This window comes from Streptomyces sp. NPDC002566 (genome assembly GCF_042889585.1).
In the GTDB taxonomy this organism is placed as follows: domain Bacteria; phylum Actinomycetota; class Actinomycetes; order Streptomycetales; family Streptomycetaceae; genus Streptomyces.
In genome coordinates this window covers 397,443-418,244 of record NZ_JBIARD010000004.1, presented here as the reverse complement: position 1 = coordinate 418,244, position 20,802 = coordinate 397,443, and the positions used below count along the sequence as shown (strand labels likewise).

Below are 20,802 nucleotides of genomic sequence, written 5' to 3'. Positions count from 1 at the left end.
ATCAGCTGCCGAGCGACTCCCAGTGCGGCGCGAGGGCGATGTCCCTCAACTCGCGCATGCTGAGCACCGGTTCCGGCCGGGTCGCCCCCGTCTTCAGGCCGGCCGCGTTGTAGGCGCTGACCACGACCCGCTTGCCGTCCTTGCGCATGGTGTCGACGGTCCACATGACGACCCCCTCGCGCCCCTTCTCGTCCGGCTGCTGACGGGTCTTCACCCGGGTGCCGTCGGGGAGGGTCTCGGCCCCCTGGTACAGCGCGTCGGCGGCGTCCAGCATGTTCGGCTGCACGTTGATCTCGACGTAGCCGCGGCCCTTGCCGTCATCGACGACGACAAAGCCGTACTCCGGCTCCTGCCCGCCGCGCGAGACGACCTGCACGTCCTTCGGCAGCCGCGCGGTGAGGATGCCGAGGATCCTCTGGAGGCCCACGCTCTGGCCCGCGCTCGGCGAAGCGGCCGTCGCCGGGGACGGCTCGGGCAGGACGTCGATGATCCGGCGCCACTCCTTCGCCGCGGCGAGCCGCTTCAACCCCGCCGTGTCCAGCGGCGGTTCGGGACGGCTGACCGGCTTGCCCTTCTCGGCGGGGGAGTTCCACTCGGACACGTTCACCCGCTGCCCGGTCGGCGTGATCAGCTCCGCGCCCCACGCCTTGGTGTCCGCGCGCCGGTCGGGGTACTCGTACCCCTGGTACACGGTGATCGCGGACCCGTCGGGAAGCTTGCCGGTCTCGCAGCTGTCCAGCCCGGACGGCGCACCCTCACCCGTCTCGGGGCAGGGCTGCACCTCGCGGGCCGGGTCGAAGCCGCGGCCCGTCGGGATCCGGCTCAGGGCCACGGAGACGGCCGCCGGGCCCTTGCCGTCGTCGTACACGACGTAGGCGAGCGGCCCGGCCTCGTCGGCCGTCCCCCGGCCCTCCTGGCCGCTGAACGTGCCCCCCGGCAGCAGCCTCTCGAGCGTCCTGACCACTTCGCGGGCGGAGAACCTGCCCGCCGCGGGCGTGGCCGTGCCCTTCGCGGCGACGGAGGAATCGGCCGGACCGTGAGTGCTGCCGGACGGTACGAGCAGGGCCCCGCCCACCCCCACGAGGGCGAGCCCTGCCGCACCCCCCGCGACGGCGGCCCGCCGCCGCAGCCGCAGCCGGCGACCGCGCGCCTGGCCCGCGGCGGCGAGCGCCGCCCGGTCGGTGTCGAAGGAGCCGCCCGCGTCGCGCAGGGCGACGGAGAGCTGCTCCTCGAAGGGGTCGGGGAACTGGTCAACGGGCATGGCACACCACCGGTTTCCGTGGCTCGAAGTGATGAGAGAAGTCGTGGGGGTCGTGTGCGGGCGCGACGCGAGCGGGCAGCTCGCCCTACGGCCGCGCGTACTCGCCGATGTCCTCGCCCAGCAGCTCCCGCAGCCGGCCGAGAGCCCGCACGCACCGGGTGCGCACGGCGGCGGAACTGGCGTTCATGGCCCCGGCCGTCTCCTCCACGGACCGGTCCTCCCAGTACCGCAGGACGAGGACGGCCCGGTCCTTGGCGGGCAGCCGGCCGAGGGCCTGCAGCAGCGTCAGCCGCAGCGTCACGTCGGCTCCCGCGCCCGCGGCGCGTTCGGGGACGACGTCCACGGCGCGCTCGCCGCTGCTGCGCCGGCGCTGGTGCGCGAGGAAGGCGCGGGTGAGGACGGTCTGGGCGTACGCGGCGGGGTTGTCGGCGCGCGCGACGCGCCCCCAGCGGACGTACAGCCTGCCGAGGGTCTCCTGAACCAGATCCTCGGCGAGGTGCGTGTCCCCCGCGGTGAGCAGACAAGCGGACCGGTACAGCTGCCCTGTCCGGGCCGCGGCGAACTCCGCGTACTCGTCCGCGCGGGCCTGTCTCATCGGCTCTCCCTCTTCGCTCTGTCCGTCCGTACCGTCCTCAACCCCACCGATGCGCCGGCCTCGCGGAAATGTTTCAGGGCCGGCGGAAACTTCTTCTCCCGGAGCCGGTGTGCGCAACCTGCCCCGGTTTGCCGCCACTTGCGCCGGAGGCAGTCTCCGAGAGGCCGTCGAAAGCGGTTCTCCGCCCACAACCACGTGGTTACAGTGCTGCTGTAGTCACGCAATGAAGTCACCCCGGTGCACCGGAGTAACACCGGCGCACCGGACCGCGGGAAGTCGGGGAGCTGCGCGTGCCAACTGCCATTGCCGTGACCGGCGCCGATCTGGCGCTGCCGCCGCAGGACGAGCGGACCCTGCCCGCGGCCGTCCTCGACGGCCTGGACCGCCGCCCCCTCGACGAGGCCGTCGCCGCCGTGCAGACCCTCGTCGACCAGCACGGCCATGTGATCGTCCTGTACTCGCGGGCCACACCGCCGGCCGTCGTACAGCGGCTGCACACCGTGCGCTCCCTCCTGGAGAGCGACCGCGTCGCCCTGTTCCGGCCCGAACTGCCCCCGCTGTCCGTCGCCGTGCTGGCCCGCCAGTTACGCCAGCTGGCCTCCTGCGACCTCGGCCCCGGCGTCCTCGCCTCCGCGGGACGGCTGCTCACCCACTACATCCACGCCGGCGCCCTCCTCGCCTCCGTCGCCCGCCTCGACCGCGTCCCCGTCGGCCTGAAGTCGCACGCCCGCTCCTGGATGCCGGGCAGCCAGTTCGGCGTCCTCGCCCACCCCCAGCCCCGGTTGGTCAAGGCCGACCCCGAAACGGTCCTGCCCGGACCGGAGTTCGGCACCTGGATGCTGGTCGCCCGCGGCCAGCTCCAGTCCGACTGGGTCACCGGCGTCCTCGCCCCCGCCTGGCAGGCGCAGGGACTGCGCGAGAGCGGACTGCCCGCCGAGTCCGCCCACTGGTGGGGCACCGGCCGGCTGATCGAGTTCTGCGCCTACCTCCCCGACCTGCCGGTCCTCTACCAACTGGTCGCCTCCGTACGCCAGACCGTCTGCCACTGGTGCGGCATCGACGTCATCGGCGACCGCTGCGTCTTCTGCTCCGCCACCCCGCCGCCGCCCGCCGAGATCACCGCCCGCCCCGCCCGCGCGCTCACCGCGGGCGGCTGAACAGCCCAGGAACCCAGCGCGTCCGTCCCGCTCGACCCGACCCCAACGAGGTTGCACGGAAATGAACTCCCGTCAGCGCCGCGGCGTGATCCTCCTGCTCCTGTCGGTCCTGTGCGCCCTCGGCGCCTTCGCCGGTGTCCTCTCCGTCATCGACGACGTGCGCTCCAAGGTCGGCCCGGAGGTCGCCGCGTACCGGCTCAGGGCGAACATCGCGCCCTACACGCCGCTCACCACGGCCCAGTTCGAGAAGATCGAGATGCCCGAGCGCTGGCTGTCCGACAACGCCGTCACCGACCTCGCCGCCATCCGCGGCAAGATCGCCGTGACGACCCTGAAGAAGGGCTCCCTGCTCCAGACCGACATGATCGTCGACCAGCCCGCCCTCCAGGCCGGCGAGCAGGAGGTCGCCATCATGATCGACGCGGCCACCGGCGTCGCCGGCAAGATCACCCCCGGCTCCTCCGTCAACGTCTACGCCACCTTCGAGGGCGCCAAGCAGAGCGACCCCGACCAGTCGAAGATCATCGTCACCAACGCCCGCGTCCTCGACGTCGGCGAGCTCACCGCGCTCAAGCCCGACGCCGACGACCGCACCCGCCGGCCCACCGACGCGGTCCCCATCACCTTCGCGCTGTCCACCCGCGACGCCCAGCGCATCACGTACGCCGAGTCGTTCGCCAAGCGCGTCCGGCTCGCCCTGGTGGCGCCCGGCACCCCCACCACGGTCCCCGACCAGGACCGGACGTACGAACTCGCCACGGACAAGTGAGAGGCCGCCGCCATGCCCACGAGGATCCTCCCGGCCGTCGGCGACGCGGACGCGGTCCGCTCCCTCACCACCCTGCTCAGCCAGCTCCCGGACGCCGAGCCCCTCACCCCCGTCACCGACTCCACCCAGCTCGTCGACGCCCTCGCCCGCCTCGCCGCGGAGTCCGTCGACGAACTCCCCGAGGTCGTCGTCGTCCACGAACGGATCGGCCCCGTACCGGCGTTGGAGCTCGTGCGCGAGGTCGCCCTGCGCTTCCCCGCCGTCGGCGTCGTCCTCGTCACCACCGACGTGAGCCCCGGCCTCTTCCAGGCCGCCATGGACGCCGGCGCCCGCGGCCTGGTCACCCTGCCGCTGAGCTACGAGGAACTCGCCAGCCGCGTCCAGTCCGTCGCCCAGTGGTCGGTCGGCGTCCGACGCCATCTCGGCCACGGCGGCGACGTGTTCACCGGCGTCGGCGGCACCGTCGTCACCGTCAGCGGCGCGAAGGGGGGCGTCGGCGCGACCCTGCTCGCCGTCCAGCTCGCCCTCGCCGCCCAGGCCTCCGGCCGGCCCACCGCCCTCGTCGACATGGACCTCCAGACCGGCGACGTCGCCTCCTACCTGGACGTGCAGTTCCGCCGCTCCGTCGTCGACCTCGCCGCCATCGCCGACATCTCGCCCCGCATCCTCGCCGAGGCCGTCTTCCGCCACGACAGCGGCGTCGCCCTGCTCCTCGCGCCCGGCGAGGGCGAACGCGGCGAGGAGGTCACCGACCGCGCCGCCCGCCAGATCGTCGGCGCCCTGCGCTCCCGCTACGAGGTCGTCGTCGTCGACTGCGGCGCCCAGCTCGCCGGCGCCGGGGCCGCCGCCGTGGAGATGGCCGACCGGGCCCTGCTGGTCACCACCCCCGACGTGGTCGCGGTCCGCGGCGCCAAGCGCGCCGTCCGCATGTGGGACCGGCTCCAGATCCGCAAGGCGGAGGAGACCACCGTCGTCGTCAACCGCCACGGCCGCGGTGCGGAGATCCAGCCCGCGCTGATCCAGCGCATCACCGGCACCGCCGTCGCGGCCACCACGGTCCCGGCCAACTTCAAGGAACTCCAGGCGGCCGTCGACGCCGGCCGCGTCCACGACCTCGACGGCAAAGGCGCCGTACGGCAGGCGATGTGGGCGCTCGCCGGGGAGCTGGGGCTGGTCCGGGCGCCCGGGGGCGAGCCGGCGCGCCGCGGGGGGCGCGCCCGGGAGCGGGGCGCGGGCGGCCTGCGGCGGCGGAAGGAGTGAGGGGGATGAGGGGGACCGCGAAGGCGATGAGAGCGGGACGGCTCGCACGGGACCGGGGTCAGGTCACGATCGAGTTCCTCGGCATGACCCCGCTGATCATCGTGACCCTGGCGGTGGTCTGGCAGTTCGTACTGGTGGGATACACGTTCTCGCTCGCGGGGCATGCCGCCGACGAGGCGGTGCGGGCGGGGACGGCGGCGCCACGGGGGGAGGAGCGGTCCGCGGCGTGCGAACAGGCGGGACGCAGGAACCTGCCGCCGGCGTGGATGGGGAACGCGGAGGTGACATGCGGCGGCGAGGGCTATGTGACGGCCCAGGTCACCCTGTACGTCCCCGTCCTCTTCCCGGGCCTGGTCGACTTCCCGTTCCCGGTGCACGGCCACGCCGGCGCCGTAGAGGAAGAGGACGGGGACTGACATGCGGCACGCACCCGCACGCCGGGCACGGGACCGGGGCCAGGTGGCCCTGGAGTACCTGGGTTTCCTCCCGCTGCTCCTCCTCGTCGCGCTGGCCGCCGTCCAGTTGGGGCTGATCGCGTACGCCGCCCAGCAGGCCGGCACCGCGGCCCGCGCGGGCGCCCGCAGCGCGTCCCTGGCCGGCGACGCGCAGGGGGACTGCGCACGGGCGGTGAGCGGCCGGCTCAACGCCCGCTGCGGCGGCCCCGTGTTCCTGGGCGACGAGGTCCAGGTCACGTCCACCGTCGACATCCCGTCCGTCATCCCCGGCATCGCCGACTTCGGCCAGGCCCACAAGACGGCCACCATGCCGGTCGACCACCGAAGCCCATGAGGAGGAACCGAAGATGAGCCTGAGGGCCCGCATCACCTCCCCCGAGGAGAACGGCGGCCGGGGCGAGGACGGCCACCTGGTCTCCTCGTACCGGGCGAAACTGCTGGAGGAGATCGACCTCGCCGAGATGAGCTCGCTCGCGGCGGCCGAGCGCCGGGCACGCCTGGAACGCGTCCTCGGGCACATCATCAGCCGCGAGGGCCCGGTGCTGTCCACCGTCGAACGCTCGCAGCTGATCCGCCGCGTCGTCGACGAGGCCCTCGGCCTCGGCATCCTGGAACCGCTCCTGGAGGACGCCTCCATCACCGAGATCATGGTCAACGGCCCCGACGCGATCTTCGTCGAGCGGGCCGGCCGGGTGGAGCAGCTCCCCCTCCGCTTCGCCTCCGACGACCAGCTGATGCAGACCATCGAACGCATCGTCTCCACGGTCAACCGGCGCGTGGACGAGACGAACCCCATGGTCGACGCCCGGCTGCCGTCCGGCGAACGCGTCAACGTCATCATCCCGCCGCTGTCGCTGACCGGCCCGACCCTCACCATCCGCCGCTTCCCGCGCTCCTTCACCCTCAACGAGCTGATCGGCTTCGGCTCCCTCGACGAGTCCATGGTCCATCTGCTGGCCGGCCTGGTGCAGGCCAGGTTCAACGTGATCGTGTCCGGCGCCACCGGCACCGGCAAGACCACCCTGCTGAACGCCCTGTCCGGGCTCATCCCCGACGGCGAACGCATCATCACCATCGAGGACTCGGCGGAACTCCAGCTCCAGCAGTCCCACGTGATCCGGCTGGAGTCCCGCCCGCCGAACGTCGAGGGCAAGGGCCGCATCACCATCCGCGACCTGGTCCGCAACTCCCTGCGGATGCGGCCCGACAGGATCGTGGTCGGCGAGGTCCGCGGCGGGGAGTCGCTCGACATGCTCCAGGCCATGTCCACCGGCCACGACGGCTCCCTCGCCACCGTCCACGCCAACAGCGCCGAGGACGCGCTGATGCGGCTGCAGACGCTGGCCTCCATGAGCGACGTCGAGATCCCCTTCGTCGCCCTGCACGACCAGATCAACAGCGCCGTCGACGTCGTCATCCAGCTCACCCGCTTCGCCGACGGCGCCCGCCGCATCACCGAGATCGCCCTGCTGGAGAGCCACGGCGGAGAGCCGTACCGGCTGGCCACCATCGCCCGCTTCAACGCCCGGCCGATGACCGCCGACGGCCGCGTCCACGGCGTCTTCGAGTACTTCCCCCTGCCGCGCCGCACCGCCGACCGCCTCCACATGGCGAGCCAGCCCGTCCCGCAGGCCTTCGGCGTGGCCCGCACCCTCGACGAACTGACGACCAGGGAAGCCCGGTAGCCGCATGGACCTCGACACCCTCATCAGCCTCACCACCGGCGCCGCCCTGCTGACCTGCGCCCTGGCCGTCGCCGGCCTGCACGTCTACGCCAGGGGCCGCGCGCAGCGCGCGGCGCTCGTGGAACGGCTGTCGTACACCGGACAGGTCGCGGCGAGCGGACGCCGGCGCCGCTTCCGCGCCCTGGACCGGCGGCTGCGCCGTACGGCGGCGGGCCGCAGGCTGGAACGGAGACTGGTGGCGACCGGACTCGACGTCACACCAGGGGAGTTCGCCGTCTGCATGCTGGCGGCGGTGGCCGGACTGTGGCTGATCGGCCAGGCCGCCCTGGCCCCCTTCTTCGGCCCGCTGGCCGGACTCCTGGGCCTCTGGGCGGCCTGGCAGTTCCTCAACTGGCAACGCCAGAAACGCATCGAGCGCTTCATCAACCAACTCCCCGAACTGGCCCGCATCCTGGCCAACGCGACCAACGCCGGACTCGCCCTGCGCACCGCGATCGGCATGGCGGCGGAAGAACTCGAAGCTCCCGCCGGGGAGGAACTCGCCAAAGTGGCGAACCAGTTGGCCGTCGGCCACTCCCTCGACGACGCGCTCGGCGAACTCGCCGACCGCCTCCCCTCCCGCGAACTGGTCGTCCTCGTCACCACGTTGGTCCTCTCCAACCGCGCCGGCGGCCAGGTCGTCGCCGCCCTGCGCAACCTGACCGAGACCCTGGAGGAACGCAAGGAGACCCGACGCGAGGTACGCACGCAGCTGTCCCAGGTGAACATGACGTCCTACGCGGTGCCGGCGCTGGGCGTCGGGGCGCTGTTCCTCATGGACAGCGTCGAGGACGGCACCCTGGACCGCATGACCGGCTCCGCCGTCGGCCAGGCCTGCGTGATCGTCGCCTTCGCCCTCTACGCCGTCGGCTACGTCCTCATCCGCCGCATGTCCCGCATCGACGTCTGAGGAGGGAACCCCCGGCATGGATCTCCTGCTCGCACTCCTCATGGGCGTCGCCGTATGGGGCGTCTTCACCGGCATCCGCATGTACCGCGCCGAGGTGAAACTCCCCGGCGACCTCGCCCTGGCCCTGGAGGTCGGCTCCACCCGCACCGGCGCCGTGGGCTCGCTCGTCGACCGCCTGGGCATGCGGTACGCGCCCGCCGTCCTGCGGCTCATGGGCCCCCGGCAGGTCGCCCGCTACCGGCGGCGCATCGACCTCGCCGGCAACCCCGGCGGACTCACCGTCGACCGCTACGCGGCCCGCCGCGCGGTCTACGGCGCGATCGGCGCCCTCGGCGTCCTCGCCGCGCTCCTCCAGGGCAGCTTCCTCATCGCCCTGCTGATGTTCGCCTTCGCCGCGTTCTGGTCCGAGGTCGGCATCTGGTCCGCGATCCGCGTCCGCAAGGACGCCATCGAACGCACCCTGCCCGACTTCCTCGACGTGCTGGCCGTCGTCGTCAGCGCGGGCCTCGGCTTCCGCCAGGCCCTGGACCGCGTCGCCTCCCGCTACCAGGGACCGTGGGCGGACGAGATCCGCATCACCCTGCGCCAGATGGACCTCGGCGTCAGCCGCCGCGAGGCCTTCCAGGAACTGCGCCGCCGCAACGACTCCGAACAGGTCGCCATGTTCGTCACCGCGCTCCAGCAGGGCGAGGAACTGGGCGCGCCGATCGTCGACACCCTCGTCTCCATCGCCAAGGACATGCGCCGCACGGACGCCCAGAACGCCCGCCGCAAGGCCGCCCGCGCCGTCCCCAAGGCCACCCTGATGATCACCACGTTCATGGTCCCGGCCACGATGCTCCTCCTCGGCGCGGGCATGCTGCTCGGCTCCGGCACCGACTTCAGCTCGATCACGGGCGAGTAGGGGGGAGGGGGATGGCCATGACGGCGGCGGCGCGACGGGAAGACAGAGGACTCAGAGCACTGTTCGGACGTCGGGCAGCGCCCCGTGAACCCGTCACCGGCCCGCCGCTCACCCTCCAGATCAACGCCCTCCAGGCGATGTGCCGGCAGGTCTTCGGCTTCCGCCTCGCCATGATCGCCCTGGCCGCCCCGGCGGCGCTCCTCAACGCCACCCCCGGCCTGGGCGTCCGCCTGGTGGGCGCGGCCGTCGTCATCACCTTCATGGGCTCCTACGTCCTCTTCCGCGACTGGGAGCGCTTCGGCCCCCTCCTCCTGCGCCACCCCAGCCTCCTGGCCGTCGACACCCTCTTCGGCACCCTGCTGCTGGTCTCCGCCGGCCCCGACACCACGCTCGCCTACGTCAGCGTCTGCACCCCGCTGCTCGCCGGCATCGTCTACGGCTGGCGCGGCGCCGCCTGCTTCGCGTCCCTCCAGTCGCTGATCCTCCTGCTGGTCCACGCCACCCTGGAGCGGGAGTCGGGCACCGGCCTCGCCGAAAGACTCGTACTGCCCGGCTTCTGCCTCATCACCGGGGCCGTGGGATCCACCCTGCGCGGCCTCATGCTGCGCTTCGGCACCGCCACCCAGGCCCTGACCGCCGTCCGGGCCCGGCTCGCCGTCACCGAGGCGGTCGCCGCGGAACGGGCCCGGCTCGCCCGCGAGATGCACGACTCCGTCGCCAAGACCCTGCACGGCGTCGCCCTCGCGGCGGACGGCCTGGCCCACTCCGCGGCATCGCCGCACCCCGACCCCGAGCGGGTACGGCAACAGGCCGAACTCGTCGCCCGCGCCGCCCGCCGGGCCGCCGCCGAGTCCCGCGAACTCCTCACCGACCTGCGCCGGGAATCCGACCCCGCACACGGTGTCGACGTCCTCGCCGAACTCGCCACCCTCACCCAAGACTTCGCGGCCCGCACGGACCTGCCGACCACGTACCACGCCATGGGCGACCACGCCTGCCTCCCCGTCCCGCCCGCCGTCGCCCGCCAGCTCCTGACGATCGCCTCGGAAGCCCTGGAGAACGCCCACCGCCACGCAGACCCCTCCCACATCCAGGTACGGGCGGGCGTGGACGGCGACCTCCTCCGCGTCGGCGTCCTCGACGACGGCCGCGGCCTGCCGGCCGACACCGACCTGCAACGACTGCGGGCCGACGGCCACTTCGGGATCGTCGGCATGACCGAGCGGGCCGCATCCGTCGGCGCCCGCCTCACCATCGGACCCCGCCCGGACGCCCTCGGCACCGAAGTCCTCCTGGAGCTCCCGCTCGACGCCCTGACCGACCACCCGCTCACCTCATGAGAGGAGGCCGCCCGATGCCGAACCAGCCGCCGCCCGGCCGGGAACCCGTCCGCACGACCGCCCCCACGCCCGTGCGTGTGGTCGTGGCGGACGACAACCCGGTGGTCCGCGCGGGCCTGACCGCACTGCTCCACCACCGGGAGGACATCGACGTCGTCGCGGAGGCCGCGGACGGCCGCCAGGCCTACGAGGCCACCCTGCGGCACCGGCCCGACGTCGTCCTCCTCGACGTCCGCATGCCCGGCGTCGACGGCCTCTCCGTCCTGCCCCACCTGGCGCCGATCGCCCCGGTGCTGATGCTCACCTACAGCGACGAGCACAGGATCGTCCAGGAGGCCCTGCTGCGGGGGGCCGGCGGCTACCTGGTCCACGGGGAGTTCACCGTGGACGAGCTGCTCTCCGCCGTACGGGACGCCTGCCGGGGCCGCGCCCACTTCACCCCGACGGCGGCCACCGCGGCCCTCGCCCACCTCCGCGCCGGTGCGACTGCACATGCTGACGTAGACTCAATCCCCCCATTCTCGGGAACTTTTACGGAACCGCTTTCGCAACTGCAATCGCCTGTGGGACAGTCACGGACAGGGTTCCGGCTCAGCGGGAGGGAGGCGGAGATCATGGACCTGATCGCCTCGGGCATGAACAACCAGCAGATCGCCGCCGCCTGCTTCATCAGCGAGAAGACGGTCAAGAACCACATCAACCGCATCTTCGCCAAGCTGCACAGCAGCAGCCGCGCCGAAGCGGCGGCCAAGTGGCTGGGCGCGGCGGTGACGACATGACGCGCCGCCGGGTGACGACTTGGGCCCGGCTTTGGGCCCTGGGGCCCTCCCCCTCTTCCCGCCGCTCGCCCTACGTTCCTCGTGCCGGTAACGCCTCATACGGAGAGGAACGCCATGAGCGACCTGATGCTGAAGACCACCGTCGCGGCCAGGACCCGGGTGAGCGGGTGGGCCGACACGACGGTCCGGGCGATGCGCCGGCGCGGCGACCGGGGGCAGACGGCGGTCGAGTACCTGGGCATCATCGCGGTGGTGGTGGCGATCGTGGTGCTGATCGCCAACACGAACCTGGGGGCCACCATCGTCAACAAGCTCCGGACGCAGATCGAAAAGGTGGCGCCCTGATCCGTTGCCGCGGATACGCCGACTCAGGGCAGGCCTTCCCCATCTACATCACGGTGGTGGCGGGCCTGCTCTTTGTCGCGTTCGCGTTCTTCGCGGTCGGTCAGGCGGCGGTGAAGCGCAACGAGGCGCAGACCGCCGCGGACGCCGCGGCGCTGGCGGCGGCCCAGGAGACCAGGGACGAGCTCGCCGACCTGTGGGCGCTGGCCGTTCTCGACCCGACGAAGTGGCTGGGCATCTTTCAGGGCGAGGGCGGAAGCGACCAGTGTGACCGGGCGGTCGAGCTGGCCGCGATGAACGACGCTTCGGCCCGATGCGTCTTTGACGGCTCTCTGAGCTACAGAGTCGAGGCGGCCACGAACAAGCCCATCGGCGAGTCGGTCGTTCCCGGCACGGCCGGCAAGCGGGCGCACGCTGACGCCGTCGCGGTGATCGAGCCGCTGTGCGACTTCGTCCTACCCGGCCAGACCCCGCCGGGCAACACACTGCCCACGCTCAAGTGCGACGACGACGTCGACTGGGTGCTGGACCCGGCGGACCTGACCGACCTGCCCGGGCCCGAGGACCTGTTCGACGTCCACCTGGCCGACGGCTGACGAAGAAAGCGGAGTGATGAACATGCGATGCACGGCGAAGGCCCGAAGGGGGATGGTCGCGCTGGCGGTCGTCGCGGGGCTCGCCCTGGGCTCGGCCGCGTGCGGGAGCGGAGGTGACGGCAGCGACAAGAAGCCCCAGGCCTCGCAGTCCGCCTCCAAGCCCGAAGGATCGAAGCCCAACCCGCAGGAGGCGCAATCAGAGGCGCCGATCGCCGAGGTGAAGGGCCCCAGCGGACTCCTTCTCCGCATCACCTCCGCGGTACGGGATTCCGGTGGCTTCGTCACCGTCAACGGTTCCCTTAAGAACGACGGGGCGGAAGTGGCCGTGATTCCCCAACAATTGAGCGGCAACGAAACCGAGATCATCAACAACGGGCTGTCCTTGGGCGGCGCGACCCTCGTCGACTCCAAGAGCAAGAAGCGCTACTACGTACTGCGCGACACCGAAGGCCGACCTCTGACGACCACCGGGTTCTCGGCCCTCAAGGCCGGCGAATCGATCGACGTCTTCCTCCAGTTCCCGGCCCCGCCCGCCGACACCGCCGACGTCTCCTTCCAACTCCCGCTGTTCCCCAGCGCGGTAGTCAAGATCTCCGGGTGAGGCCGCCATGACCCCACGCCTCACCCTCGCGGTCGTCACGGCCACCTTGGTGATCGTCGGCACGGCTCCCGCCGCGCACGCCGACACCTCGCCCAGCGTCCCCCCGGGCACCGAACCCACCGCCGCCGCACCCGTGAAGGTCGACGCCAACGACCCGGACCTCAAGCTGCCCGAGGGCGGCACCCTCGCCGAGCCCAAGGTGCTGGACATCAAGGAGGTCGTCGAGGACGAGTCGGGTGACGAGCGGCGCGAGGACACCAACGCGGACGTGACGTTCGCCCTCCAGGCGGAGGTCCTGTTCGGCAAGGACAGCGCGCGACTCGGCGCGGCGGCGAAGGCACGGGTCGCGGCGATCGCCGCCGAGATCAAGAAGCAGAACACCACCCTGGTCCGCGTCTTCGGCTTCACCGACAACCTGGGCTCCTCCGCCCACGGCGACGTCCTGTCGAAACAGCGCGCCGACGCCGTACAGGCGGAACTCGCCGGCGACCTGAACAACCCGGGCATCACCTTCGAGGTGCGCGGCTACGGCGAGCAGTACCCCATCTCCGACAACTCCACCGAGGAGGGCCGCAAGAAGAACCGCCGGGTGGAGGTCACCTTCCCCCGCACGACGAACTGACGACCTCGACCCGCACCCCGGCCCCCATCCCCCACCCCGCCATCGCACCGGCCTCCGCCTCCAGTACGTGCCGGGCTCGTGGGCGGGGCAGGCCCAGGCGGTTCGGGGGCATGGTGCGCACCGTGAGGACGCGCAGGTCGCGGTCCAGGTAGGCCACGTCGATGGGGATGCGCATGCGGAAGGTGTGGACGCTGTTGGCGGGGGACAGGAGCAGCACCCCGTCCACGGACGTCCGCCCCAGCAGCCCCCGTGTGCGGGCGCGGTAGGAGGACGCGATCTCCAGCGGGACGGTGACCGCCCCCGCCTCCCCCTGCACGACCAGATGACCCCGTCCGTCACGCCAGCGCGCCATGGCGCCCTCCCTCACCGGATCCGTAAAGCACTTGTCGTCGCGGCGGACGGCGGATAGGAAAGGATCATGACCGCACTCGGCGCCCTCTTCCGACCCCAACTGCCGCCCGAACGGCTGCGCGAGATCGCCCGTCTCGCCGACGGTACCGGGCTGGACGAGCTCTGGCTGTGGGAGGACTGCTTCCGGGAGGCGGGGATCTCCTCGGCGGCGGCCGCGCTCGCCTGGACCGAGCGGGTCCGCATCGGCGTCGGGCTGCTGCCCGCCCCGCTGCGCAACGTCGCGCTCACCGCGATGGAGGCGGCCACCCTGCACCGGATGTTCCCGGGCCGTGTCGTCCTCGGCGTCGGCCACGGCGTCCAGGACTGGATGGGCCAGGTCGGCGTCCGTGCCGCGTCCCCGCTGACGCTGCTGCGTGAGTACACCCTCGCCCTGCGCGGTCTGCTGAACGGCGAGCGGCTCACGAGCGGGGGGCGTTACGTGACGCTGGACGACGTCGCCCTGGACTGGCCCCCGCAGAGCGGCGCCGAGGTGCTGGTGGGCGGCATCGGCCCGCACACCCTGCGGCTGTCCGGCGAGGTCGCCGACGGCACCGTCCTCAACGAGTCCTTCTCGCCGGACGGCGTGCGCGAGGCCCGCCGGATCATCGAGGAGGGCAGGTCGGCGGCCGGCCGGGACGACGGACACCACCGGATCGTCGTCTACCTCACCACCGCCACCGGCCCCGACGCCTCCGCGCGCCTGAACCGCGAACTGGCCGCGACCGGCCTCACCGGCGCCCCCGGGCTGGGCGTCGCCGGCGACGCGGCCACGGTCGCGGAGACCGTCCAGCGGTTCGCCGACGCCGGCGCCGACACCGTCGTCCTCCTCCCGACGGCCGACGAACCCGACCCCGAGGGTTTCGTCCGGTTCGCCGGGGACGCCGTACGACCGCTGGTGAAGTGACATGACGCACACTCACGGGGAGAGAGCCGCCGCCGGGCGCACCTTCGAGGACCTCGTCGCCGAAGGCGCCGCCGTGCCCACCGAGGGGTGGGACTTCTCCTGGTTCGAGGGGCGGGCCACCGAGGCGCGGCCCTCCTGGGGGTACGCCGTGTCGCTGGCGGGACGGCTGGCCCTCGCGAGCGCGGCGCTCGACCTGGACACGGGCGGAGGGGAGGTCCTGGACTTCGCCCTCGGCCGTGCCGCCCCCAGGGCCCCGGTCCTCACCGTCGCCACCGAGGGCTGGCCGGCGAACGTGGCCAAGGCCACCGCCCTGCTCCGGCCGCGCGGCGTCGCGGTCGTCGCCGTCCCCGAGGACGCGCCCCTGCCCTTCGCCGACGACGCCTTCGACCTGGTCTCCAGCCGGCATCCGGTACGGCCGCCGTGGGCGGAGATCACCCGGGTCCTCCAGCCGGGCGGCACCTACTTCGCGCAGCACGTGGGCCCGCGCAGCGTCTTCGAACTCGTCGAGCACTTCCTCGGCCCCCTGCCGGACGAGGTCAGCTCCGCCCGCCACCCCGACCGCGAGCGCGCCGACGCCGAGGCCGCCGGCCTGGAGATCGTCGACCTGCGGGCGGAGCGGCTGCGTGTCGAGTTCCACGACATCGCCGCCGTCGTCCACTTCCTGCGCAAGGTGGTGTGGATGGTGCCGGGCTTCACCGTGGCGGGCCACGAGTCCCGGCTGCGCGCGCTGCACGAACGGATCGAGTCCGAGGGCCCGTTCGTCGCCCACAGCACCCGTCACCTCGTCGAGGCGCGCAAGCCGTCCCGCTGACCGGGAGGGGAGGCGGTCCGCCGCCATCCTGGTCATTGCTGACCAGACATCAACAACCCATTGAGACAACGTAGTTCTCGATCGGGAAGCGGGTTCGTGTCCGCACCCCGGCCGGTACGGCCGGGAACCGCCGCCGAAACCGCTTGCCCGCTCGCCGTGCATCCGCCGCCCACCGCCCGGCAGCCCGCGCGCCACCCGCAGCCTCCGCGACCTTCAAGGCTCCCTGCCGCTGCAACGCCGCGAAGAGGGCCGCCCCCAAGGCCCGCACCCCGGCGCGGAATCGGACATTCCATGTCACTCCGCAGCAGAGTGACCCTCATCTCCACGCGGTTTCCACATTGTTATCGCGAACAGCTCGCATCTGCTTCCCGCCTCACGTAAGTTCAGTTTCAGGCCATTCGCGTGAGCAAAGCTGCGCGGGCGTCACCGCGCGGAGGAGGGGGCCGCGCGGTGCCGTCGGCGTCAAGGGGACGCACGTGTCCGGGGTAGCCCGTCGGAGGGACCCCGGGCGCGGCGACCCGCCGCGAGGTGAAGTGGCCTCAACGCCTCCACTTCCACCGTGTGCGACCTGGTTCGCCTGCGAATCCGCCGTTTTCCGGCCATGATTCACCCGAATGCCTGCCTCCGGGCGACCATCGCCCCGTCGCCGCGCGATTTCGGAGAGTAATTGTGGTGCGCCGATGCACGCGGCATCCCTCACGAAGGGTTATGGTGGGAACCCCCCCTCGGGCCGGTCCGTCTCCCCCCCCACGGACCGGCCCGTTTTTCTGCCCGCATCCGGGTGACTCGACCGAAGCAAGCGCCCGAGCACCCCACCCCGCTCGCACCCGACCGCTCCCGGAGAGGTAGGCTGCGCCTCGCGGGGACCGCCACCGCACGGAGGGGCTGACAATCACGTGAACCTGCGCGACAAGCTGCGCGGCCTGTTGGTGAGGCTGTACGCGCGCCGGGTGGAAGGCCACCTGGACCACGCTCAGGTGCCCAAGCACATCGGCGTCATCATGGACGGCAACCGCCGCTGGGCGAAGGCCGCCGGCTCCACCACCGTGCACGGCCACCGGGCGGGCGCCGAGAAGATCGAGGAGTTCCTCGGCTGGTGCTCCGAGACCGACGTCGAGGTGGTCACCCTCTGGCTGCTGTCCACGGACAACTTCGACCGCGCCAAGGAGGAACTCGTACCGCTCCTCGGCATCATCGAGGACGTCGTGCGCACCCTCGCCGCCGACGGCCGCTGGCGCGTCCACCACGTGGGCACCCTGGACCTGCTCCCGGCCGGCATGCAGCGCACCCTGAAGGAAGCCGAGGAGAGCACCGCCGACAAGGACGGGATACTGGTCAACGTCGCCATCGGCTACGGCGGCCGCCAGGAGATCGCCGACGCCGTGCGCTCGATGATCCTCGACGCCCACGACAAGGGCGTCCCGATGGAGGAGCTCGCCGACTCCGTCACCGTCGACATGATCGGCCGCCACCTCTACACCAAGGCGCAGCCCGACCCCGACCTGGTGATCCGCACCAGCGGCGAGCAGCGGCTGTCCGGGTTCATGCTGTGGCAGACGGCCCACTCGGAGTACTTCTTCTGCGAGGTCTTCTGGCCGGCCTTCCGCAAGGTCGACTTCCTGCGCGCCATGCGTGACTACGCCGCGCGCCACCGCCGCTACGGCGGCTGACAACCGGACACGGGCAGGGGCGCGTTTCAGCGCCGTGGAGCGGTCACACGCGGCCCACTGGGCCGTTCGAGTACCCCGTTCGGGGCAGAAGTAACGCGGAGTTCACCGGTGCGCCGTCATATGCCGTGGCATGGCGGCGTGTGTTCGAGGGAATAAGCCAACCAGGTCGACGCCCGAACCACGGGTGTCGGATCTCAGCGGACGGCACGGGGCCGTCCGCCCGGGAGGCCCCTTGCACCAGCCCGACCGTGCGGTCCGCACGGACGCAGCGGAGGGCCGGTTCTCGGCCCGTGCAGACGGCCGACTTCCGGCCCAGTTCCACTCCGTCGCTCCCCGACCTCATCCGAGGGGGTACGTCCTTCCGTGGTGACCAGCACAAAGCGCCACAAGCCCGACCGGCGCACCTACGTTCTCGACACCAGCGTCCTGCTGGCCGACCCGAACGCCCTGACCCGATTCGACGAGCACGAGGTCGTGCTCCCCATCGTCGTGGTCACGGAGCTGGAGGCCAAGCGGCACCATCCCGAACTCGGCTACTTCGCCCGGCAGGCCCTGCGCCTGCTGGACGACTACCGGGTGCAGCATGGACGCCTCGACGCCCCCATCCCCATCGGGGACCTGGGCGGGACCATCCGTGTCGAGCTCAACCACTCGGACCCCAGCGTGCTGCCCACCGGCTACCGCCTGGGGGACAACGACTCACGCATCCTCGCGGTCGCGCGCAACCTGCAGGCCGAGGGGTTCGACGTCACCGTCGTGTCGAAGGACCTCCCCCTGAGGATCAAGGCGTCCTCGGTCGGCCTGCTGGCGGAGGAGTACCGCGCCGAACTCGCCATCACGGACGCCTCCGGCTGGACCGGGATGTCCGAACTGAGCCTGTCCGGCGAGCAGGTGGACATCCTCTTCGAGGAAGGCCGCGTCTACGTCCCGGAGGCCGCCGACCTCCCCGTGCACACCGGTCTGACCATCCAGTCAGAACGCGGCAAGGCACTGGGCCGGGTCACGCCCGACGGCAACGTCCGCCTCGTGCGCGGCGACCGGGAGGCGTTCGGCATCAAGGGCCGCAGCGCCGAGCAGCGGATCGCGCTGGACCTGCTGCTCGACCCGGACGTCGGCATCCTGTCGATGGGCGGCCGGGCCGGCACCGGCAAGTCGGCGCTGGCGCTGTGCGCGGGTCTCGAGGCGGTGCTGGAGCGCCGTCAGCACCAGAAGGTGATGGTCTTCCGTCCGCTGTACGCGGTGGGCGGGCAGGACCTGGGCTATCTGCCGGGCACCGAGGCCGAGAAGATGGGCCCCTGGGCGCAGGCGGTGTTCGACACGCTGTCGGCCGTCGCCTCCCGCGAGGTCATCGAGGAGGTCACCGCCCGCGGCATGCTGGAGGTCCTGCCGCTGACCCACATCCGCGGCCGCTCGCTCCACGACGCGTTCGTCATCGTGGACGAGGCCCAATCCCTGGAACGGAACGTGCTGTTGACCGTTCTGTCCCGGATCGGCGCCAACTCGCGGGTCGTTCTGACCCATGACGTGGCGCAGCGGGACAACCTGAGGGTCGGCCGCTACGACGGTGTCGTCGCCGTGGTGGAGAAACTGAAGGGGCATCCGCTCTTCGCGCACGTCACCCTGAGCCGGTCCGAGAGGTCCCAGATCGCGGCACTCGTGACCGAAATGCTGGAGGACGTGCAGATCTGACCCGCTCACCCCGTTTTACGGGGCCCGTACGGCAGTTGGCGCCGTCCGGCAAAGGCCGTGAGCCTAGCCGGGCGGCGCCTCCATGTGTGGCCGAACCCTGAAATTCCCGGGGCCAAACGGGGTGTGAGCTTTCACACGCAACTCGGAATTGCCTCGCGGCGTCCGGTTACGGCAAAGTCTCATTCCTGTCAGGCCCCGCATACGACACACGTGTACCCCCAGCGGTCCACAGCATCGAAGCACCACCTTCAACTCCATATCCGCGTCGTATGCCGCCCGAGCATCACACGGCTCTCCCGCAAGGGAGTCGACCACCGGGCCCGCGCCTCCGTGACCCCGCAGTTGGGAGGCCAGCGCCAGGGGCACGATTGCGTCCGCCAGGGTCACCGCGGCGGGCGCTGCTGGAAGGAAAACCGTGTGAGCCGGATCTCGGTCCGGGGATTCGCAGTGGCCTCGGCCACGGCGGTCACCGCTGTCGGAAGCGTCGTCGGCGTTGCCTCGGGCAGCACCGCGCAGGCCAACGACGCAGAGGCGACGGCGGGCGAGGCCACGCTCCTCGCGGATGTGCCGGTCGGCCTCCAGGCCACCGTCCAGACGACGTCCCTGACGGAGCAGGCCAGCGTCCAGGCGATCGCCGCGGACGAGAGCGCCAAGAAGGGCGCCGAGGAAGCCGCTCGCAAGGCCGCCGCCAAGACCGCCGTCGCGAAGAAGGAAGCCGCCGAGAAGGCGGCCAAGGACGCCAAGAAGCGCGCGGAGCTCAAGGCCGCCGCCAGCCGCAGCGCCTCCGACTTCCCCGTCCTCAGCCACTACAGCGTCGAGCAGATCCAGGCGATGGCACGGCAGATGGTCCCCAGCGGCCAGTTCCAGTGCTTCAGCAACATCGTGGACCACGAGTCCGACTGGAAGATCGACGCGGTCAACCCCTCCTCCGGCTCCTACGGCCTGTTCCAGGCCCTGCCGGCGTCCAAGTACTCGTCTGCGGGCGCCGACTGGCGGACCAACCCGGCCACGCAGATCAAGTGGGGCCTGAACTACATGAACGACCGCTACGGCAGCCCGTGCGAGGCCTGGTCGTTCTGGCAGGCGAACCACTGGTACTGAGCACCGGCGGCCCCGGCCGCGCGCACCACTTCCATCTGACGCCCAGAGGTAAGGAAAACGTGTGAGCCGGATACCGGCCAGAGGATTCGCCGTGGTGTCGGCCACCGCGGTCACCACTGTCGGCGCGGTCATGGGCGTGGCCCAGGCCAACACCGGACAGCCCGGCGACGAGGCCGAGACCAAGGCGAGCGGCTCCGCTCTCCTCGCCGACTTACCTGTAGGCGCACAGGCGCAGGTGCAGACCGCCTCGCTGACCGAGCAGGCGGACGCCCAGGCCATCGCCGCGGACTCCACCGCCCGCAAGTCGGCGGAGGAGGCGGCCCGCAAGCAGGCCGCCGAGGACGCGGTGGCCAAGCAGAAGGCCGCCGCGGACAAGGCGAAGGCCGACAAGGCCGCGCAGGAAACCAAGGAGCGCGCGGAGCTCCAGGCCAAGTCGGCCCAGGCCACGACCGAGAGCGCCGTCACGGGCGGCAGCAGCGCGAACTTCCCGCAGCAGTCGTCGTACTCGGTCTCCGAAGTGCAGGCCATCGCCCGGCAGATCGTGCCCAGCGGCCAGTTCCAGTGCTTCAGCAACATCGTGGACCACGAGTCCACCTGGAACTACCGGGCCGTCAACCCCTCTTCGGGCGCCTACGGCCTCGTCCAGGCCTACCCCGGCTCCAAGATGTCGTCGGTGGGCGCCGACTGGCGGACCAATCCGGCCACGCAGATCAAGTGGGGCCTGAACTACATGAACGACCGCTACGGCAGTCCCTGTGACGCCTGGGCGTTCTGGCAGGCCAACGGCTCCTACTGAGCCCGCCCCGCGCCCGGCCGCGACTCCTTCGACAGCCCCTCCCCGTCCCCGGGTGAGGGGCTGTCGCCCTGTACGGTCGAAGCCGACGACTCCAGGGCGACATCAGGTCACCCGGAGGGGGGGAAC

General features: G+C 71.8%; 23 protein-coding genes. 20 read left to right on the top strand and 3 right to left on the bottom strand.

Annotation, left to right across the window (positions count from 1 at the left end; all coding sequences use genetic code 11):
- Nucleotide 1 precedes the first annotated feature (1 nt).
- Complete coding sequence (locus tag ACFYXA_RS19055; protein WP_389034141.1) at nucleotides 2–1,261, bottom strand: hypothetical protein; 1,260 nt, start codon at nucleotides 1,259–1,261, stop codon at nucleotides 2–4.
- Between the two features lie 85 nt (nucleotides 1,262–1,346).
- Entirely contained in the window at nucleotides 1,347–1,856 is a 510-nt protein-coding gene (locus ACFYXA_RS19050; protein ID WP_130441503.1) for a SigE family RNA polymerase sigma factor, read from the bottom strand.
- Nucleotides 1,857–2,146: 290 nt separating this feature from the next.
- Here ACFYXA_RS19050 and ACFYXA_RS19045 point away from each other — a divergent pair, with 290 nt between their 5' ends.
- The 14 genes from ACFYXA_RS19045 to ACFYXA_RS18980 all read left to right on the top strand — a co-directional run bounded on the left by ACFYXA_RS19045 (nucleotide 2,147) and on the right by ACFYXA_RS18980 (nucleotide 13,315).
- Nucleotides 2,147–3,013: a hypothetical protein gene (locus tag ACFYXA_RS19045; protein ID WP_389034137.1), complete on the top strand. Its 867-nt coding sequence runs from the start codon at nucleotides 2,147–2,149 to the stop codon at nucleotides 3,011–3,013.
- Nucleotides 3,014–3,074: 61 nt separating this feature from the next.
- Nucleotides 3,075–3,782, top strand: coding sequence for a Flp pilus assembly protein CpaB (gene cpaB, locus ACFYXA_RS19040; protein WP_130441507.1), 708 nt, complete (start codon nucleotides 3,075–3,077; stop codon nucleotides 3,780–3,782).
- A gap of 12 nt (nucleotides 3,783–3,794) precedes the next feature.
- Complete coding sequence (locus ACFYXA_RS19035; RefSeq protein WP_352246780.1) at nucleotides 3,795–5,042, top strand: AAA family ATPase; 1,248 nt, start codon at nucleotides 3,795–3,797, stop codon at nucleotides 5,040–5,042.
- 5 nt (nucleotides 5,043–5,047) lie between these two features.
- On the top strand, nucleotides 5,048–5,458 hold the full coding sequence (locus ACFYXA_RS19030; protein ID WP_389034132.1) for a TadE/TadG family type IV pilus assembly protein: 411 nt from the start codon (nucleotides 5,048–5,050) through the stop codon (nucleotides 5,456–5,458).
- Between the two features lies 1 nt (nucleotide 5,459).
- Nucleotides 5,460–5,831 carry a TadE/TadG family type IV pilus assembly protein gene (locus ACFYXA_RS19025; RefSeq protein WP_352246778.1) on the top strand — a complete coding sequence of 124 codons (372 nt, stop codon included), beginning with the start codon at nucleotides 5,460–5,462 and terminating at the stop codon, nucleotides 5,829–5,831.
- Nucleotides 5,832–5,844: 13 nt separating this feature from the next.
- Entirely contained in the window at nucleotides 5,845–7,182 is a 1,338-nt protein-coding gene (locus ACFYXA_RS19020; protein WP_351097807.1) for a CpaF family protein, read from the top strand.
- Nucleotides 7,183–7,186: 4 nt separating this feature from the next.
- Nucleotides 7,187–8,131, top strand: a complete 945-nt coding sequence (locus ACFYXA_RS19015; RefSeq protein ID WP_389034127.1) for a type II secretion system F family protein — start codon at nucleotides 7,187–7,189, stop codon at nucleotides 8,129–8,131.
- Nucleotides 8,132–8,147: 16 nt separating this feature from the next.
- The gene (locus tag ACFYXA_RS19010) at nucleotides 8,148–9,035 is read left to right on the top strand and encodes a DUF5936 domain-containing protein (protein WP_352246776.1); all 888 of its coding nucleotides are present in this window, start codon (nucleotides 8,148–8,150) and stop codon (nucleotides 9,033–9,035) included.
- Nucleotides 9,036–9,046: 11 nt separating this feature from the next.
- On the top strand, nucleotides 9,047–10,375 hold the full coding sequence (locus ACFYXA_RS19005) for a sensor histidine kinase (protein WP_389034122.1): 1,329 nt from the start codon (nucleotides 9,047–9,049) through the stop codon (nucleotides 10,373–10,375).
- Between the two features lie 14 nt (nucleotides 10,376–10,389).
- Nucleotides 10,390–11,154 (top strand): response regulator, encoded by a 765-nt coding sequence (locus ACFYXA_RS19000; RefSeq protein WP_389034119.1) that lies wholly within the window; start codon nucleotides 10,390–10,392, stop codon nucleotides 11,152–11,154.
- Between the two features lie 114 nt (nucleotides 11,155–11,268).
- Nucleotides 11,269–11,499, top strand: a complete 231-nt coding sequence (locus ACFYXA_RS18995; protein ID WP_389034116.1) for a Flp family type IVb pilin — start codon at nucleotides 11,269–11,271, stop codon at nucleotides 11,497–11,499.
- A complete protein-coding gene (locus tag ACFYXA_RS18990; protein ID WP_389035067.1) occupies nucleotides 11,496–12,092 on the top strand; it encodes a pilus assembly protein TadG-related protein in 597 nt (198 codons plus the stop codon). Before ACFYXA_RS18995 ends, ACFYXA_RS18990 begins: the two co-directional genes overlap by 4 nt.
- A 16-nt stretch (nucleotides 12,093–12,108) precedes the next feature.
- On the top strand, nucleotides 12,109–12,693 hold the full coding sequence (locus ACFYXA_RS18985) for a hypothetical protein (RefSeq protein ID WP_389034113.1): 585 nt from the start codon (nucleotides 12,109–12,111) through the stop codon (nucleotides 12,691–12,693).
- 7 nt (nucleotides 12,694–12,700) lie between these two features.
- Nucleotides 12,701–13,315 carry an OmpA family protein gene (locus tag ACFYXA_RS18980; RefSeq protein ID WP_352246771.1) on the top strand — a complete coding sequence of 205 codons (615 nt, stop codon included), beginning with the start codon at nucleotides 12,701–12,703 and terminating at the stop codon, nucleotides 13,313–13,315.
- On the opposite strand, the gene ACFYXA_RS18975 is transcribed toward ACFYXA_RS18980, so the two are convergent.
- Nucleotides 13,290–13,667: a DUF192 domain-containing protein gene (locus ACFYXA_RS18975; protein WP_389034109.1), complete on the bottom strand. Its 378-nt coding sequence runs from the start codon at nucleotides 13,665–13,667 to the stop codon at nucleotides 13,290–13,292. The genes ACFYXA_RS18980 and ACFYXA_RS18975 overlap by 26 nt on opposite strands.
- A 66-nt stretch (nucleotides 13,668–13,733) precedes the next feature.
- On the opposite strand from ACFYXA_RS18975, the gene ACFYXA_RS18970 reads away from it, so the two are divergent.
- From ACFYXA_RS18970 to ACFYXA_RS18945, 6 genes are all read left to right on the top strand, one after another.
- Nucleotides 13,734–14,609, top strand: a complete 876-nt coding sequence (locus ACFYXA_RS18970) for an LLM class flavin-dependent oxidoreductase (protein WP_352246769.1) — start codon at nucleotides 13,734–13,736, stop codon at nucleotides 14,607–14,609.
- A gap of 1 nt (nucleotide 14,610) precedes the next feature.
- Nucleotides 14,611–15,420, top strand: coding sequence for a methyltransferase domain-containing protein (locus tag ACFYXA_RS18965; protein WP_352246768.1), 810 nt, complete (start codon nucleotides 14,611–14,613; stop codon nucleotides 15,418–15,420).
- Between the two features lie 896 nt (nucleotides 15,421–16,316).
- The gene (locus tag ACFYXA_RS18960; protein WP_130441532.1) at nucleotides 16,317–17,090 is read left to right on the top strand and encodes an isoprenyl transferase; all 774 of its coding nucleotides are present in this window, start codon (nucleotides 16,317–16,319) and stop codon (nucleotides 17,088–17,090) included.
- 363 nt (nucleotides 17,091–17,453) lie between these two features.
- A complete protein-coding gene (locus ACFYXA_RS18955; RefSeq protein ID WP_130441536.1) occupies nucleotides 17,454–18,779 on the top strand; it encodes a PhoH family protein in 1,326 nt (441 codons plus the stop codon).
- A 417-nt stretch (nucleotides 18,780–19,196) separates the two neighbouring features.
- Nucleotides 19,197–19,880, top strand: coding sequence for a transglycosylase SLT domain-containing protein (locus ACFYXA_RS18950; RefSeq protein WP_352246767.1), 684 nt, complete (start codon nucleotides 19,197–19,199; stop codon nucleotides 19,878–19,880).
- Nucleotides 19,881–19,941: 61 nt separating this feature from the next.
- Nucleotides 19,942–20,676, top strand: a complete 735-nt coding sequence (locus ACFYXA_RS18945) for a transglycosylase SLT domain-containing protein (RefSeq protein WP_389034102.1) — start codon at nucleotides 19,942–19,944, stop codon at nucleotides 20,674–20,676.
- Nucleotides 20,677–20,802: the final 126 nt, after the last annotated feature.

Coding starts and splice junctions, on each gene's coding strand:
- ACFYXA_RS19055 (WP_389034141.1), bottom strand. CDS start 1,261: ATGCCCGTTGACCAGTTCCCCGACCCCTTCGAGGAGCAGCTCTCCGTC.
- ACFYXA_RS19050 (WP_130441503.1), bottom strand. CDS start 1,856: ATGAGACAGGCCCGCGCGGACGAGTACGCGGAGTTCGCCGCGGCCCGG.
- cpaB (WP_130441507.1), top strand. CDS start 3,075: ATGAACTCCCGTCAGCGCCGCGGCGTGATCCTCCTGCTCCTGTCGGTC.
- ACFYXA_RS19035 (WP_352246780.1), top strand. CDS start 3,795: ATGCCCACGAGGATCCTCCCGGCCGTCGGCGACGCGGACGCGGTCCGC.
- ACFYXA_RS19030 (WP_389034132.1), top strand. CDS start 5,048: ATGAGGGGGACCGCGAAGGCGATGAGAGCGGGACGGCTCGCACGGGAC.
- ACFYXA_RS19025 (WP_352246778.1), top strand. CDS start 5,460: ATGCGGCACGCACCCGCACGCCGGGCACGGGACCGGGGCCAGGTGGCC.
- ACFYXA_RS19020 (WP_351097807.1), top strand. CDS start 5,845: ATGAGCCTGAGGGCCCGCATCACCTCCCCCGAGGAGAACGGCGGCCGG.
- ACFYXA_RS19015 (WP_389034127.1), top strand. CDS start 7,187: ATGGACCTCGACACCCTCATCAGCCTCACCACCGGCGCCGCCCTGCTG.
- ACFYXA_RS19010 (WP_352246776.1), top strand. CDS start 8,148: ATGGATCTCCTGCTCGCACTCCTCATGGGCGTCGCCGTATGGGGCGTC.
- ACFYXA_RS19005 (WP_389034122.1), top strand. CDS start 9,047: ATGGCCATGACGGCGGCGGCGCGACGGGAAGACAGAGGACTCAGAGCA.
- ACFYXA_RS19000 (WP_389034119.1), top strand. CDS start 10,390: ATGCCGAACCAGCCGCCGCCCGGCCGGGAACCCGTCCGCACGACCGCC.
- ACFYXA_RS18995 (WP_389034116.1), top strand. CDS start 11,269: ATGAGCGACCTGATGCTGAAGACCACCGTCGCGGCCAGGACCCGGGTG.
- ACFYXA_RS18985 (WP_389034113.1), top strand. CDS start 12,109: ATGAACATGCGATGCACGGCGAAGGCCCGAAGGGGGATGGTCGCGCTG.
- ACFYXA_RS18980 (WP_352246771.1), top strand. CDS start 12,701: ATGACCCCACGCCTCACCCTCGCGGTCGTCACGGCCACCTTGGTGATC.
- ACFYXA_RS18975 (WP_389034109.1), bottom strand. CDS start 13,667: ATGGCGCGCTGGCGTGACGGACGGGGTCATCTGGTCGTGCAGGGGGAG.
- ACFYXA_RS18970 (WP_352246769.1), top strand. CDS start 13,734: ATGACCGCACTCGGCGCCCTCTTCCGACCCCAACTGCCGCCCGAACGG.
- ACFYXA_RS18965 (WP_352246768.1), top strand. CDS start 14,611: ATGACGCACACTCACGGGGAGAGAGCCGCCGCCGGGCGCACCTTCGAG.